Raw genomic sequence first — 14,636 nt, 5'->3', positions numbered from 1 at the left:
GGATGTACAAAAAAAACAACTAAATAATTTTCCCTGGGGAAACAGAGAAGAATGCCCGAAACAGAAAAATACGAAGACCGACGCCGATGAGCGCCAGAAACCCCGTATACCGCAGGCTGCTTCCACTCCTGCTCCCGCTGCTCTTCAGGAGTCTGAAAATAACCATCTCCTCTCGGCCGGAATCGCTCTCCATGCCCTCTGAAGCCGCGCTCTTCATGTTCTGGCACGGCAAGATGATTACCGGGTGGCTGCTCGCCCGGAGACTCTTCGCAGACCGCCCCGTAAACGCGGTGGTGAGCCTCTCCGAAGACGGCGCCCTGCTCTCCGGCACACTTGCCGACCTCGGCTTTTCTCTCATCAGGGGGTCGAGTTCGAAAGAGAGCGCACAGGTACGAGACGCCATAGCAGGAACCCTCGAACGGGGCGGTGTGGTCGCCATGACCCCCGACGGACCGAGAGGACCGCACCACAGCTTCAAATACGGCTCCCTGCGCCTCGCCTCGGAGACCAGCTCCCCGCTCATCTTCGCCGTCATACGTTACGAGGCGGCATGGCGGCTGAAAAGCTGGGACCGTTTCGAAATACCCAGGCCATTCAGCCGGGTCACGGTAACCCTGCACCACATCGAGGTCCCCCGATTCACCTGCGAGGAGGAACTGCGAAGCTATTGCCGACAACTCTCCGACCTCTTCAGCCATGAGTGAAGGCCCGAATTTCCTGCACAAAACCGCGGCCCTGCTCTACCGGGTGGTGACAGGGTTGAGAAACAGCGCGTTCGAGCGAGGAGTGCTCAAAACGTGGCATGCCCCGCTGCCGGTCGTATCCATCGGCAACATCACGGCCGGAGGCACCGGAAAAACTCCGCTCGCCGACTGGATCATCGGCTACTACCGCTCCATCGGCGAAACGCCGGCGCTCCTGTCCCGAGGATACGGACGCTCCTCGAAAGGGGTGCTGCTGGTCGCCGACACGCGTCGCATACTCTGTGGAAGCCTTGAGGCCGGCGACGAACCCCTGATGCTGGCCGCAAAAAATCCCGGCACCATAACCGTCGTTGCCGAAAAACGGAAAGAGGGTGTCGAGTTCATCCTGAAGAGGTTCAAGGGGCAACTGCCCTCCGTCATCATTCTCGACGACGCCTTCCAGCACCGCCAGATCGCAAGGGATCTCGACATTGTGGTCATCAATGCGGCTGAAGCCTATTTCGATGCCCGAATGCTGCCCGAAGGGCGGCTGCGCGAACCGCTCGCAAACATCCGGAGAGCCGGACTCCTGGTGCTCAGCAAGATAAACGACCGGAAAACCGCCGACGCCATAGCCCTCGACCTGAAAAAAACCGGCATTCCGGTTGTGGAGGCGAGAACCGCCGCAGATGAACTGGTGGCATTCGGCACTGCCGCAGCTGCGGAAAACACCTCCGGCATGCGAGCTCTCGCGTTTGCAGGAATAGGCGCTCCCGGAGGATTCCTCCTCAGCCTGCGGGAGAGGGGCATCGAAGTCGACTCCCACCGCTTTTTCAGGGACCATGAACCATACTCGAAGGAGAAGCTGATCCCGATGCTTCTCGAAGCCGAACAGCGCTCGCTCTCGCTGGTCACTACCGAAAAAGACTACTACCGGCTGCTCGGTGAACATGAAATCATGGCGATGCTCTCGGTACGCCCCTGCTACTACCTGAAAATCCGGACAGAGTTCATCGAAGGAAAGGAAACGCTCGAAACCATGCTTAAAGCCGCTATCCACCCGTGAGAGGGCAGCGCCTTACTCCTTGATGATCTTCGACAGTTCCCTGAACCTGTCTCCGGAGGCCACACGCTGCAGTTCGAAAATCGCCATCTCCGTACTGGTGAGGCTGCCGCCGGCCTTCTCGATGCAGTGGATACCGATATTGCGGTTCGACTCTGCTCTCGAAGAGACTGCGTCGGTAACCAGATGTACATTGTAGCCGAACTCGATCAGCTCCACCGAGGTCTGGTAGACGCACACATGCGTCTCCATGCCGGCAACGAGAATGTCGTTGCGGTTGAAGAGGCGGAGCCGCTTCATGAAGGGCTCGGTTGCGCAGCAGCTGAAGGTTATCTTCTCGATCGGCTCGAGGTCACCAAGCAGCTCCTTCACGGGAGCCACGGTTTCGCCGAGCCCTTTGGGGTACTGTTCGGTGTAGAGTACGGGAACATCGAGAACAGCACATGCCCTGACAAGTTTCTTTATATTGTTCTCCACCAGTTCAGGCTGATGGACGCTCTGGGCGAGCTTTCCCTGGATATCGATAAGAAGCAGAAGGGTTTCACTGGGAACGATCATGGTGCATTTCAGGATAATAACGTTGACGGAATACATTGACGCCGGAGGAAAGCAACATCAGGCAAAGAAATAAAAACCGGACAGAACATCAAAAACACTTGAAAAATACCGAAAACCCGATAAAGGGCACACTGCCTCCCGGAAAACGCGGCGAGTACCTCGTCGTACTGCAGTTCCTGCTCATGGCGATATTCATCGCCACCCCGGTCTGGCCTGATCCCGCGGAAGCGGCTTTCCCGACCGGCGCCCCGCTTCTCCGCCTTGCCGTGCTGGTCGTCTGCTGGAGCGCGGCGCTCCTCATGGGAGGACTGGGATCGCACCGTATCAGGGAGTCCCTTACCCCGCTCCCCTACCCGGTCGACCACAACCGGCTGGTAACCACCGGGGTTTACGCTCTGGTCCGTCACCCGCTCTACGGCAGCCAGCTTCTGGCGGCACTGGGGTGGGCTGTTTTCAGGACAAGCCTTTCTCATCTGCTGCTGCTCGCCCTGGGGTTCCTGTTTTTCAGCTTCAAGGCGTCGAAAGAGGAGCGGTGGCTTACCGAAAAACACCCGGAATACCGCGATTACGCCCGAAAGGTGAAAAAGTTCATCCCCTGGATCTACTGACCAACCTCTACGGGCACCTCTATTCATTGTCTTTTAAGAAGCCTGAGTCAAGCTCCCTGCAAGAGCGCGAGTATCGAAACACGCACGGAGCGCAGAACCCGGCATCCCGAAAGCTTTCGGGATGAGGATTTCGATTGATCGGAACCACCATGGCAATCATACTTCGGAACAAATAAACAGAAGTACCCCGCTCAATCCTTCAGGCAGCGAACGGAAAACCCCAGGCTTTTATTGATGCTGACCCGCTGCACACCGTTCCGGCTGGTGATCTCCCGGTTCCACGCCTCGAAATCGCCGGAAGGGGTCGCCGACCAGAAAAACGCATCACGACCAAGCGAGAAAAATCCCCCCAGGCAGTTCCGGCTCCCCGCAGGCTGGGCATTGAATCCGCAGCTGCGTACGGCGCCCGCCGAAGCACCCCAGCCAACCGTGCTCTTCAATGCGCGGCCCGCGGCAGTTTGACCTCCAAGGAAATCGACAAGTTCGTTCCACTCGCTATCAGAAGGAATATGCCACCCCTCCGGAGCAAGCCCTCTCGGATCGCCGAGTGCATACCAGTTGTAGAGCCTGCCTTTGCCCGGGTCATCCTCATACCAGCACCAGGCCCCCTCCTGTTTCGAGGCGGCATCGTGCCACTCCGCATCACTCACGGCATGCCGCACATGATCACCATTGCGGTAGCGGCCTGTATCGAGGTTCCGCCCCATCCACACCTGCCGTCCGATCCTCACCTCTTCGCTCTCCCCATGCGCCCGGCATGCCGTGACCGACAGGGTGGCAAAAATGGCAATAAGAAAGAACAACCAGAAAGCTGCCCGTTTTTGATACCTGGCAGACGGAGACTCGACTGTTTGCGACATACGTCAGGCCGATTGGTTTTTCTGCCGCCGGACTTTACCTTTAAGGATGCGCATCCTCTCCACAACAACATAGCAAATCCCATGAAAAAAATCGGCGTCATCCTCTCCGGCTGCGGCTTCCTCGACGGAGCCGAAATACAGGAAGCCGTGCTGACCCTGCTGGCCATCGAGCGGGCAGGAGCCGAGGCGATCTGCCTGGCCCCCGACATCATGCAGCACCATGTAGTCAACCATCTTACCGGCGAAGTCGCGGTCGGCGAAACCCGCAACGTGCTTGTCGAGTCGGCCCGCATCGCCCGAGGAGCCGTTACCGACCTCAGGCGGGCGCGCATCGACGAGCTCGACGCGCTTGTGCTTCCCGGAGGGTACGGGGCAGCAAAGAACCTCAGCGACTTTGCATTCAGGGGAGCCGACTGCGAAGTCAACGCCGACATCGAGGCCTCCGTGCGGACCTGCTTCGAGGCAGGCAAGCCGCTTGGCTTTATCTGCATCGCGCCTGCCATAGCCGCCAGGGTGCTGGGTGGCAGAGCTGGCGAGCTCACCATAGGCAACGACCCCGATACCGCCCGAACGCTCGAGGCAATGGGTGCGCGCCACATCGACTGCCCGGTATGGAACACCGTTGTCAGTTCGGAAGGCGCCGTAATCAGCACTCCGGCCTGGATGCTCGGTCCGTCGATCGGCGAAGTGGCCCGGGGCATCGACAAGCTGATCGCGGAAATAGTCGGGCTACTTCAATAGGCGACGCCCCTTGTCGTAAGGCACGCCAAGATCACGAGGAGCGACAGCCTTGCCGACAAAACCGGCAAGCACAAGAAGCGTAATCACATAGGGCAGCGACTGCACCAGCTGCGTCGGAAGAAATCCGCTCTGCAGCCACATCTCGGCAGCTTCTGCGGAAGCGAACATCAGGCTTGCCAGGGCTGCACCTGCCGGGTTCCATTTGCCGATGATCATGGCGGCCAGTGCGATATAGCCCCGTCCTGCCGACATCCCTTCGGTAAAGGAGTGCTGCTGAAAAACGAGAAAGGCGCCGGCAAGCGCTGCAAGCGCTCCTGAAACCAGTACACCGCTGTAGCGCATGGCACTCACCCTGATACCGGCGGAATCGGCGGTTTCGGCGCTCTCGCCTGCAGCTCGCAGCCGAAGGCCGTATGGTGTCCTGAAAAGCAGGAACTGCCCGGTGACGACGGAAAAAAGCGCCGCCAGAAAGAGCGGGTCCACAAAAACCGACGACACTTCGATCCCCTTGATTCTCGCCGAATTCATGGCACTGCCGAAGAACACGCTCAGACCGAAACGGGTCGCGCCCATTACCAGAATATTGATGGCAATGCCGGAAACAATCTGGTCGGCCTTCATGCTGACGGTCACGAACGCATGCAGAAATGCAACGGAAAGACCCGAAACAAGTGCAAGAGCGATGCCCGCTGCAGCCGAGCCGGTATAGTACTCTCCGATGGCGGCCCCGAACGCTCCGGCAAGCATCATCCCTTCAAGCGCAAGATTCACCACCCCGCCCCGTTCCGAAAACGACGCTCCAACAGAAGTCAGCACATAGGGAACGGCAATGCGCAGGATCTGCTGGAACAGCACCAGAAATTCTATACCCATTTGTAGGATACCTTCCGGCATATGAGAAATTTATATGCCATTTTTTTTATATTGACAATCCATAATTGTTTTTTACGGACAGCTCCTGTCGCGTCTGCATATGCTCATACATTGTATTTTAATTTCTCTTTAATAAAACAATTTCACAACCAGAAATCCATGCATGAACCAGAGATGACCAATGTAACAAGTAGCGCAAAACAGTACATCTACAGTTTTGCAGGCGGATCTGCCGAAGGTGACGCATCCATGAAAAACCTGCTTGGCGGCAAAGGTGCCAACCTGGCTGAAATGGCGAACATCGGCCTGCCGGTTCCTCCCGGCTTCACCATTTCAACCGAAGTCTGCACATGGTATTACGATCATCAGAAAACCTATCCGGCAAATCTTTTCGAACAGGATATTCCCTCCTCGCTCCACAAGATCGAAGAGTTTCTCGGCAAAAAATTCGGCGATCCGGAAAACCCGCTGCTCGTCTCGGTACGCTCAGGTTCCAGAGCCTCGATGCCAGGCATGATGGACACCATTCTGAACCTCGGACTCAACTCCAAAACTGTAGAGGGTCTGGCCCGCAAATCGGGCAACCCCCGTTTCGCATGGGACTGCTACCGCCGCTTCGTACAGATGTACGGCGACGTGGTGCTTGACCTGAAACCTGCCGACAAAAAACAGATCGACCCGTTCGAAGCCATTCTCGAAGCAAAAAAGCATGAGCTCGGCATCCAGCTCGACACGGAATTCACCGTTGACGACCTGAAAGATATCGTCACGAAATACAAGGCGGCGATCCTTGAAAAAACCGGAAAAACCTTCCCCGAAGACCCATACGAACAGCTCAAGGGCGCCATCGGCGCTGTTTTCAACAGCTGGAACAACGAGCGCGCCATCGTCTACCGCAAGCTGAACCACATCCCCGGCTACTGGGGCACCGCCTGCAACGTGCAGGCGATGGTATTCGGCAACATGGGACTCGACTGCGGCACCGGCGTAGCCTTCACCCGCGACGCTGCAACCGGCGAGAACCTTTTCTACGGCGAGTTCCTCATGAACGCCCAGGGTGAGGATGTGGTTGCCGGAACCAGAACTCCGCTGAAAATCGAACAGCTCAAGGCAGAAAATCCCGGAATCTACAATCAGCTCGACGAAATCCGCCTGATTCTTGAAAAGCACTACCGCGACATGATGGACATAGAGTTCACCATCGAGAGCAACAAGCTTTTCATGCTGCAGTGCCGGGTCGGCAAACGCACGGGCATTGCCGCCATCAGGATAGCTGTCGATATGTTTAACGAGGGTCTTATCAGCGAAAAGGAAGCGATTCTGCGCATCGAGCCCGAACAGCTCAACCAGCTTCTCCGTCCGGTCTTCGACCTGAAGGAAAAGAAACGGGCCATCGAAGAGGGACGTCTTCTTGCCACAGGACTTAACGCAGGCCCAGGCGCAGCTACAGGCAAAATATATTTCAACGCAGCCGATGCCGAAGAGGCCTTCGACAAGGGAGAAGAGGTCATTCTCGTCCGCATCGAAACCTCGCCGGAAGACATCAAGGGCATGTCGGTATCCGAAGGTATTCTTACCGAACGCGGCGGCATGACCTCGCATGCAGCACTGGTCGCCCGCCAGATGGGTAAAGTGTGCGTAGCCGGCTGCGGTGCACTCTGCATCGACTACCAGAAGGGAGAAATGCGCGTGAGCGGCAGCGATATCGTACTGCGTGAGGGCGACTATCTCTCCATCGACGGCAGCACCGGAGAGGTGATTGCCGGAAAGGTCTCCACCAAAAACTCGGAAATCATCGAGGTGCTGATCGACAAAACCCTCAAACCCGAAGAGGCTCCCACCTGGGCCATCTACAACCAGCTCATGGAGTGGGCCGACCGTTACCGCAAGCTCAACATCCGCACCAACGCCGACCAGCCCGACCAGGCCGAAACCGCAATCACCTTCGGAGCCGAAGGCATCGGTCTCTGCCGTACCGAACACATGTTCTTCGGCGGCGAACGGATCGACGCAATGCGTGAGATGATTCTGGCCGACAACGTAGACGGCCGCAAAATTGCGCTCGAAAAACTGCTTCCCTACCAGCGCGAAGACTTCTATGGCCTTTTCAAGACCATGGGCTCACGGCCGGTCACCATCAGGCTCCTCGATCCGCCGCTCCACGAATTCCTGCCTCACACCGACATTGAAATAGGCGAGCTCGCCGGGAAAATCGGCAAGAGCGTCGAAGCCATCAAGGAGCGCATTTCGGATCTGCATGAGTTCAATCCAATGCTCGGGCTCCGCGGCTGCCGTCTCGGCATCCTCCACCCGGAAATCACCATCATGCAGGTCAGAGCCATCATCGAAGCAGCATGCCGTTTGAAAAAAGAGGGTCTCGAAGTGGTGCCTGAAATCATGGTTCCTCTCGTCTCGACGGTCAAGGAGCTTGAAATCACCTCCGAGATCATCCACAAGACCGCAAGAAGCGTGATCGCCGAACAGGGAACCGGCGTCAAATACCTGGTCGGCACCATGATCGAAGTGCCCCGCGCTGCGGTAACCTCCGCGGAGATCGCCACGGCAGCGGACTTCTTCAGCTACGGCACCAATGACCTTACCCAGATGGGTCTCGGCATGAGCCGCGACGACTCCGGCCAGTTCCTGCCTGCCTATCAGCAGCAGGATATCTTCCCGCGCAACCCGTTCGAGTCCCTCGACATCGACGGTGTCGGACGTCTCATGAGCCTGTCGGCTAAGGAAGGACGCTCGGTCAAACCCGATCTCAAGCTCGGCATCTGCGGCGAACACGGAGGCGATCCGGAAACCGTGGAGTTCTGCCACAAGACCGGCCTGAACTACGTTTCCTGCAGCCCCTACCGCGTGCCGATCGCAAGACTGGCTGCGGCAAGAGCCGCCCTGCAGTAAGGGCGCATGCTGCGTATGCATAAAACAGAGAAGGCGGCCTATCGGGGCCGCCTTCTCTGTTATTATCCGAAAACCGGGGTTTCCCCTGTTTCCCTACTGCTGATCTTCCTTCTTCTTGAAGAACATGCATCCGCCCTCGGCAAGCACGTCCTTGCCGTTGCAAAGCCCTTCGACAGCATTTTCCGGCTTGACGACAAAGCTCTGGCACTCCTGGCACTGTTTGCCTTTTTCTGCCTGTTTCTGATATATGAAGTCCATGGTTATTCCTGTTTTCAGGTTATCTATTCATCGAAATTGCATTGTTAACGCCGGTTAACTCCGGCTGCCGGGAATATAGATATCGTACCGGTTTTTCCAAAATCCTCATCGATCCAGAAACCTTCTCCGCCATTCGACAGTTAGAGGCAGCGATCGGCAAAACCTGGACTTCCCGAACAGGTAATTAGCCGCCAAATCGCTATAATGCAATACACTCATTTTTTTTTCGTTAGAAGCGCCTTACACCATGCAATTCAGCCATATCCGCATCAGAGGGGCCAGAGTCCACAACCTGAAAAATATATCACTCGACATCCCCCGTAACCGGTTTGTCGTCATTACCGGCATATCCGGATCGGGAAAATCGAGCCTTGCGTTCGACACCATTTTTGCTGAAGGCCAGCGGCGATTCATGGAAACGCTCTCTCCCTATGCACGACAGTATATCGGCAACATCGAACGGCCGGACGTCGATTTCATAGAAGGACTCTCTCCGGTCATTGCCATCGACCAGAAAAGCACGAGCCGCTCGCCCCGTTCGACGGTGGGCACCATTACGGAAATTCACGACTTCATCCGCCTGCTCTATGCGAAAGCCGGCCGCCGCTACGATCCCGTAACGGGTCGGATGCTGCAGAAGCAGTCGCCCGAAAGCATCGTCGAGGCCATTCTGGGACTTGCCGAAGGCACAAAAGTACAGATACTCTCGCCGCTCGTCACCGGACGCAAGGGGCACTACCGTGAGCTCTTCGAGCGGCTGCTGCTCAAAGGGTTTCTTCGCGTACGAATCGATGGCCGCGAGCAGGAGATGGAAAAAAACATGCAGATCGAGCGCTACCGGAACCACAACATCGAACTGGTGGTCGACCGGCTCGCTGTCAGCCGCGAAAGCGCCGACAGGCTGAAACAGGCCGTGGAACTGGCCATCGGCATGTCGGAACACCGCTCTTCGGTAATCTGCGCGCCACTGGGCGACGACCTGAAGGAGATGTTCTTCAGCACCCACTACGCATACTCCGACGGATCCGTGCCGCTCGATACCCTCGCCCCGAACCAGTTCAGCTTCAACTCTCCCTACGGGGCCTGCCCGGAGTGCAACGGCCTTGGCGAGCTCATGCAGCTCTCCGGCGATCTCATGATTCCCGACCATTCGCTCTCGCTCAACCAGGGGGCCATCGAACCGTTCGGAAAACCAGGCAAGCGCAACCTCTGGCAGATCATCAAGGCCATCGCAAAGGAGTACGGCTTCACGCTCGACACGCCGGTCGGCGACATCCCCCGTGAGGCGATCGACACCCTGCTTCTCGGCTCCGGCAGCCGAACCTTCGATGTCACCTACGCATATGCAGGAAAAGAGCACAGCTACCCCCAGATCTTCCAGGGAGCCCTGCCCTACGTCGAGGAGCTGCGCCAGAACAGCAGCTCGTCGAGAATGCGCGAATGGGCTGAAAGCTTCATGCTGCACCAGCCCTGCCCGGTCTGCAAGGGAGCCCGGCTTCGCCAGGAGAGCCTGGCGGTGAAGGTCAACGGCCTCAACATCGCCGAAGCCGAATTGCTCCCGCTTCCCGAAGCGCTCGAATTTTTCAGGAACCTTCCGGCAGCACTCACGGACCGCGAACAGCTCATAGCCACACCGGTGCTGCACGAAATCACCAAGCGGCTCGAATTCCTGCTCGACGTCGGGCTCAGCTATCTGACACTCGCCCGCAACGCACGCACGCTCTCGGGCGGCGAAGCACAGCGCATCCGCCTTGCCTCACAGCTCGGCTCGCGCCTCAGCGGCGTACTCTACGTGCTCGACGAGCCGAGCATCGGGCTGCACCAGCGCGACAACCACAAACTCATCGCCTCGCTGCAGCAGCTCCGCGACATCGGCAACACCGTGCTCGTCGTCGAGCACGACAAGGACACCATGCTCATGGCTGACGAAATCATCGACCTCGGGCCCGGCGCAGGCGAATACGGAGGAGAAATCGTGGCCAAAGGCACCGCCTCTCAGCTTGGCGAAGACTCGCTGACGGCAGCATACCTCACCGGCAGGAAAACCGTCTTCTTCGAACCGGAAGTGAAAGAGAAAACAGGGGAACAGCAGTACCTCACCATCAGGGGTTGCCATGGCAACAACCTCAGGAACATTGACATCCGCTTTCCGCTCGGCTCCCTGATCAGCATTACCGGCGTGAGCGGATCAGGTAAATCGACGCTCGTCAACGAAACCCTCTACCCGGTGCTTGCCCGGCACTTCTACCGTTCGAAGCTCATCAGCCAGCCCTGCTCGGGAGTGGAAGGCATCGACCTGATCGACAAGGTGGTCAACGTCGACCAGACGCCGATCGGCCGCACACCGCGCTCCAACCCCGCAACCTACACCGGAGCATTCACCTTCATCCGCGACTTCTTCACCCGGCTGCCCGAAGCGCAGATCAGAGGCTACAAGGCGGGGCGCTTCAGCTTCAACGTCAAGGGAGGCCGCTGCGAAGCGTGCCAGGGGGCGGGCACCATGAAAATCGAAATGAATTTCCTGCCTGATGTTTACGTGCCGTGCGAAAACTGCAAGGGCCAGCGTTACAACCGCGAGACACTGCAGGTGAAATACAAGGGAAAATCCATAGCCGACGTGCTTGAAATGCCTATCGAGGAAGCCTCCGGATTTTTCGAGGACTTCCCGCGCATCCGCCGCATCCTCTCCACCATGGAAAGTGTCGGGCTCGGCTATCTCAAGCTCGGCCAGTCCTCCCCGCTGCTCTCGGGAGGCGAGGCGCAGCGCATCAAGCTGTCTGCCGAACTCGCCAAAATCCAGACCGGCAGGACCCTCTACATTCTCGATGAACCGACCACCGGCCTCCACTTCCAGGACATCCAGCACCTGCTCGAAGTACTGCGCAAACTGGTTGACAAGGGCAACACCGTCATCATTATCGAGCACAACCTCGACATCATCAAAAACAGCGACTGGGTCATCGACCTCGGCCCCGAAGGCGGCAGCGGTGGAGGCCTGCTCGTTGCCGAAGGAACCCCCGCAGAGATCGCCGGAATGGAGCACTCCCATACCGGCCGCTTCCTGAAAATCGAGATGGAAAGCCATGAAAACAGCAGCCACTGAACCCGCCCGCCCGACACACCCCGCATCGTGCCAGATCTGCGGAACCATGCACCACCCGAAGCTTCGCCGGGCCTTCACCGTAAGACCGGCAATCTCCGAACTGATCCGACACGAAACCGGATCGTGGGACGAAAACGGGTGGATATGCCTCGACGACCTGCAGATGTACCAGCACCGCTACATCCAGAAGCTGCTCGAGGCCGAAAAGGGCGAGCTGTCGCAGCTCGACCACGACGTGCTCAAGGCGATGCAAGAGCAGGAGGTGCTCTCGAAAAATCCCGATATCGATTTCGATGCCGAACTCACCTTCGGCCAGCGGCTGGCCGACAGAATCGCGACCTTCGGCGGAAGCTGGTCCTTCATCATCATCTTCGGACTCTTCCTCTTCCTCTGGATGGGCCTGAACTCATGGCTGCTCGTCGCGCGGCCGTTCGACCCCTACCCCTTCATCCTGCTCAACCTCGTGCTCTCATCGCTGGCCGCCATCCAGGCGCCGCTCATCATGATGAGCCAGAACCGGCAGGAAGCCCGCGACCGCGCCAGGGCGATCCACGACTATCAGGTAAACCTCAAGGCCGAACTCGAAATCCGCCAGCTCCACCAGAAAGTGGACCATCTCCTCTCCCGTCAGTGGGAGCGGCTGGTCGAAATCCAGGAGATCCAGATGGAGCTTATCAATGACATCCGGGAACGAAAATAGCCGGAAGGTCCGGCTACAGTTTCATCATCGGCAGGGGGCTGAAGGGGTGCGACTTCAGACGATCGAGGGCAAACGCAAGCAGCTTTTTATGAAATCCGGCATTAGGATAGGTTTCAAGAACCTCCACCACGAAATCGTCCGACAGCCGGAACCTGAGCAGACCTCCCGACATATCGATCCAGTCAGCTTTCCTGAACGGTTCGGCCAGCCATGAGGTGTTCTGCTGGTTCGACTTGAGCGGGGTGAGCTTGTGATGTTCGGCGATCATGGCGGCAATCTCCTCCCTCCACTCCGTTTTCCCGAAACGTTCAAGATAATCCAGGGCAAGCTTTTCGGAGGGTGCCAGATAATCGAAGGTACGCGCGGCCCAGATGCCGAGATCGTGAAAAACCGTGGCGACGGCAATCTTTTCCTCCAGTTCCGGCCTGCTCCCGGCAAGCGCGAAGCAGAAGTTGAACACCCGGAAACAGTGGTTGCGGTAAGCCTCGTAATCCTCGCCGAGCACCTCCCTCCACGACGCCATCAGCCCGTCGAGCAGGCTGGATTCAAGAATGGATGCCGGTGCGATCTTGGCGGGCCTGACACGTTTTTTTCTCATGAACGATCCGTTACGGGGTTGAGGAGCCTGAGGCACCTTAAATATTGAGCATCTTCTGGATATCGAGCAACTCGCAGTCGATACTGTGGTTCAGCTTCACGGCCTTGTTGAACGGCACCTGTACGATTTTGCCGTTGTCGAGCCCGATCATGATGCTTTTCTGGTCGTCGAGCAGCGCATCGACAGCCGCAACACCCATACGCGTAGCATTCACCCGGTCGTTTGCCGTCGGGCTCCCCCCGCGCTGGATATGGCCCAGAATCGAAACGCGCACATCCAGATCGGGATGCTCCCGGCGAACCTTTTCGGCGAGTTTCAGAGCACCTCCGGGTTCATCACCCTCGGCAACCATAACAATCCCGCTCCGCTCCTTTGCTTTATACCCCTTGTCGAGAAACCGCTTCAGCTCCTCATGCTGCTCCTTCGATTCGGGAATGAGAATCACCTCGGCACCACAGGCCAGGCCGCCGTTCAGGGCAAGCAGACCCGCTTCGCGGCCCATCACCTCCACAATGAAAATCCTGCCGTGCGACACCGCCGTATCCCTGATTTTATCGACCGCGCACACCACGGAGTTCAGGGCCGTTTCATAGCCGATGGTATAATCCGTGCCGTACATATCGTTGTCGATGGTACCCGGAATGCCCACGAAAGAAATGTTGTACTCCTGTGACATTGTCAGCGCGCCGGTAAAGGAGCCGTCACCCCCTATCACCACCGCGGCGTCGATGCCGGCCTTCTGCAGCTGCAGCCAGGCTTTTTCGCGCCCGGCGGCGGTTCTGAACTCATTGCTGCGCGCGGTCCTGAGAATCGTCCCCCCCAACTGGATGATGCCGCTCACATCGGCCGAACGAAGCGGTACGAAATCACCCTCTATCATCCCCTGATAGCCGCGGCGGATACCCACCACCTTCAGTTTGTTTGCAATAGCCGCGCGGGTTACAGCCCTGATTGCGGCATTCATGCCCGGCGCGTCGCCTCCGGAGGTAAACACCCCTATCTTCCTCAATTTCTGCCTCTTATCTGAATCGCGCCCTGCGCTGTTTTTCTCTGTCATTTGAATCGGGAATCGTTGCTGATATGGACCCCTGCCCCTCTCTCTCTGTCGGCAGGATCATGTTACAAAAATATTGTCCACCAGCAAACCGGTATTCAGTAGGCAGTAGGCAGTAGGCAGTAGGCAGTAGGCAGTAGGCAAACTATCCAATCCGGAATTCAAAATCCATAATCGCTTCAATCAGGAATCAACAGGCACAAGCAGTTCGGGAAAAATACTGATTTCTACCCCCTGCATGATGGAATCGAAAAACACTACCATACGGTCTTCCCTCCCCTGCTTTACCACCGTGCCCTCGAGGTCCCTGAACGGACCGGCCAGAACCCTCACCTTCCGGCCCGAAGGCATGGAGGCCACCCTGCCGCTTATGTAATCGGGCTCCCTCACCAACGTCCGGAGCCACTCGATATCCTTCTGGCGAATAACAGACGGGGTCCTGCCGATACCCACGAATTTCACCACACCCTCGGTGTCGAGCACTTTCATATGCTCCCTGCCGATATCGATACGGACAAAAACATACCCTCTGAACAGCGGTTCCTGCACTTTCTTCTTCCGGTCTTTCCACTGCCTGAGCGTTTCAAGAAGGGGCAGAAAGCTGGTCACCCCGATGTCCTGAAACAGCCG

General features: G+C 57.6%; 14 protein-coding genes. 7 read left to right on the top strand and 7 right to left on the bottom strand.

Annotated features, from left to right (window positions below; translation table 11 throughout):
• Positions 1-86 precede the first annotated feature (86 nt).
• Together WBP50_RS09080 and lpxK are read left to right on the top strand one after the other, a co-directional pair.
• Complete coding sequence (locus WBP50_RS09080; protein WP_423933657.1) at positions 87-704, top strand: DUF374 domain-containing protein; 618 nt, start codon at positions 87-89, stop codon at positions 702-704.
• On the top strand, positions 697-1,749 hold the full coding sequence (lpxK, locus tag WBP50_RS09075) for a tetraacyldisaccharide 4'-kinase (protein WP_423933655.1): 1,053 nt from the start codon (positions 697-699) through the stop codon (positions 1,747-1,749). The genes WBP50_RS09080 and lpxK overlap by 8 nt, the downstream gene beginning before the upstream one ends.
• 12 nt (positions 1,750-1,761) lie before the next feature.
• Here the strand turns inward: lpxK and WBP50_RS09070 are convergent, their stop codons facing one another.
• A complete protein-coding gene (locus WBP50_RS09070; protein WP_423933652.1) occupies positions 1,762-2,304 on the bottom strand; it encodes a hydrolase in 543 nt (180 codons plus the stop codon).
• Between the two features lie 98 nt (positions 2,305-2,402).
• On the opposite strand from WBP50_RS09070, the gene WBP50_RS09065 reads away from it, so the two are divergent.
• Positions 2,403-2,912: a methyltransferase family protein gene (locus WBP50_RS09065; RefSeq protein ID WP_423933649.1), complete on the top strand. Its 510-nt coding sequence runs from the start codon at positions 2,403-2,405 to the stop codon at positions 2,910-2,912.
• Positions 2,913-3,103: 191 nt separating this feature from the next.
• Here WBP50_RS09065 and WBP50_RS09060 read toward each other — a convergent pair whose 3' ends face one another.
• The gene (locus tag WBP50_RS09060) at positions 3,104-3,772 is read right to left on the bottom strand and encodes a fibrobacter succinogenes major paralogous domain-containing protein (RefSeq protein ID WP_423933647.1); all 669 of its coding nucleotides are present in this window, start codon (positions 3,770-3,772) and stop codon (positions 3,104-3,106) included.
• A gap of 81 nt (positions 3,773-3,853) precedes the next feature.
• On the opposite strand from WBP50_RS09060, the gene elbB reads away from it, so the two are divergent.
• The gene (gene elbB, locus WBP50_RS09055; RefSeq protein ID WP_423933645.1) at positions 3,854-4,513 is read left to right on the top strand and encodes an isoprenoid biosynthesis glyoxalase ElbB; all 660 of its coding nucleotides are present in this window, start codon (positions 3,854-3,856) and stop codon (positions 4,511-4,513) included.
• Here elbB and WBP50_RS09050 read toward each other — a convergent pair.
• Positions 4,502-5,386, bottom strand: a complete 885-nt coding sequence (locus WBP50_RS09050) for an ABC transporter permease (protein WP_423933643.1) — start codon at positions 5,384-5,386, stop codon at positions 4,502-4,504. The two genes, elbB and WBP50_RS09050, sit on opposite strands and share 12 nt — an antisense overlap.
• Before the next feature lie 159 nt (positions 5,387-5,545).
• On the opposite strand from WBP50_RS09050, the gene ppdK reads away from it, so the two are divergent.
• Positions 5,546-8,293, top strand: coding sequence for a pyruvate, phosphate dikinase (ppdK, locus tag WBP50_RS09045; protein ID WP_423933642.1), 2,748 nt, complete (start codon positions 5,546-5,548; stop codon positions 8,291-8,293).
• Positions 8,294-8,386: 93 nt separating this feature from the next.
• Here the strand turns inward: ppdK and WBP50_RS09040 are convergent, their stop codons facing one another.
• Positions 8,387-8,551 carry a hypothetical protein gene (locus WBP50_RS09040; protein WP_423933641.1) on the bottom strand — a complete coding sequence of 55 codons (165 nt, stop codon included), beginning with the start codon at positions 8,549-8,551 and terminating at the stop codon, positions 8,387-8,389.
• Positions 8,552-8,798: 247 nt separating this feature from the next.
• On the opposite strand from WBP50_RS09040, the gene uvrA reads away from it, so the two are divergent.
• Both uvrA and WBP50_RS09030 read left to right on the top strand, forming a co-directional pair.
• Positions 8,799-11,654 (top strand): excinuclease ABC subunit UvrA, encoded by a 2,856-nt coding sequence (gene uvrA / locus WBP50_RS09035; RefSeq protein WP_423933638.1) that lies wholly within the window; start codon positions 8,799-8,801, stop codon positions 11,652-11,654.
• On the top strand, positions 11,635-12,354 hold the full coding sequence (locus WBP50_RS09030) for a DUF1003 domain-containing protein (RefSeq protein ID WP_423933636.1): 720 nt from the start codon (positions 11,635-11,637) through the stop codon (positions 12,352-12,354). The genes uvrA and WBP50_RS09030 overlap by 20 nt, the downstream gene beginning before the upstream one ends.
• Before the next feature lie 13 nt (positions 12,355-12,367).
• Here WBP50_RS09030 and WBP50_RS09025 read toward each other — a convergent pair whose 3' ends face one another.
• The 3 genes from WBP50_RS09025 to WBP50_RS09015 form a co-directional block, all read right to left on the bottom strand.
• On the bottom strand, positions 12,368-12,952 hold the full coding sequence (locus WBP50_RS09025) for an HD domain-containing protein (RefSeq protein WP_423933634.1): 585 nt from the start codon (positions 12,950-12,952) through the stop codon (positions 12,368-12,370).
• A gap of 37 nt (positions 12,953-12,989) precedes the next feature.
• A complete protein-coding gene (gene pfkA / locus WBP50_RS09020) occupies positions 12,990-14,009 on the bottom strand; it encodes a 6-phosphofructokinase (protein ID WP_423933631.1) in 1,020 nt (339 codons plus the stop codon).
• A gap of 180 nt (positions 14,010-14,189) precedes the next feature.
• On the bottom strand, positions 14,190-14,636 hold a 447-nt coding region (locus WBP50_RS09015), incomplete at its 5' end, for a UpxY family transcription antiterminator (protein WP_423933629.1).

Source organism: Chlorobium sp., assembly GCF_049593655.1.
GTDB lineage: Bacteria > Bacteroidota > Chlorobiia > Chlorobiales > Chlorobiaceae > Chlorobium.
Note: the sequence above shows the minus strand (reverse complement) of the source record. Positions and strands in the feature narration are given on the sequence as shown.

Bases quoted from the DNA above. Each gene is read 5' to 3' on its own strand.
- pfkA (WP_423933631.1), bottom strand. From the start codon at position 14,009: ATGACAGAGAAAAACAGCGCAGGGCGCGATTCAGATAAGAGGCAGAAA.
- WBP50_RS09060 (WP_423933647.1), bottom strand. From the start codon at position 3,772: ATGTCGCAAACAGTCGAGTCTCCGTCTGCCAGGTATCAAAAACGGGCA.
- lpxK (WP_423933655.1), top strand. From the start codon at position 697: ATGAGTGAAGGCCCGAATTTCCTGCACAAAACCGCGGCCCTGCTCTAC.
- WBP50_RS09040 (WP_423933641.1), bottom strand. From the start codon at position 8,551: ATGGACTTCATATATCAGAAACAGGCAGAAAAAGGCAAACAGTGCCAG.
- WBP50_RS09080 (WP_423933657.1), top strand. From the start codon at position 87: ATGAGCGCCAGAAACCCCGTATACCGCAGGCTGCTTCCACTCCTGCTC.
- uvrA (WP_423933638.1), top strand. From the start codon at position 8,799: ATGCAATTCAGCCATATCCGCATCAGAGGGGCCAGAGTCCACAACCTG.
- WBP50_RS09030 (WP_423933636.1), top strand. From the start codon at position 11,635: ATGAAAACAGCAGCCACTGAACCCGCCCGCCCGACACACCCCGCATCG.
- WBP50_RS09050 (WP_423933643.1), bottom strand. From the start codon at position 5,386: ATGGGTATAGAATTTCTGGTGCTGTTCCAGCAGATCCTGCGCATTGCC.
- ppdK (WP_423933642.1), top strand. From the start codon at position 5,546: ATGCATGAACCAGAGATGACCAATGTAACAAGTAGCGCAAAACAGTAC.
- WBP50_RS09070 (WP_423933652.1), bottom strand. From the start codon at position 2,304: ATGATCGTTCCCAGTGAAACCCTTCTGCTTCTTATCGATATCCAGGGA.
- elbB (WP_423933645.1), top strand. From the start codon at position 3,854: ATGAAAAAAATCGGCGTCATCCTCTCCGGCTGCGGCTTCCTCGACGGA.
- WBP50_RS09025 (WP_423933634.1), bottom strand. From the start codon at position 12,952: ATGAGAAAAAAACGTGTCAGGCCCGCCAAGATCGCACCGGCATCCATT.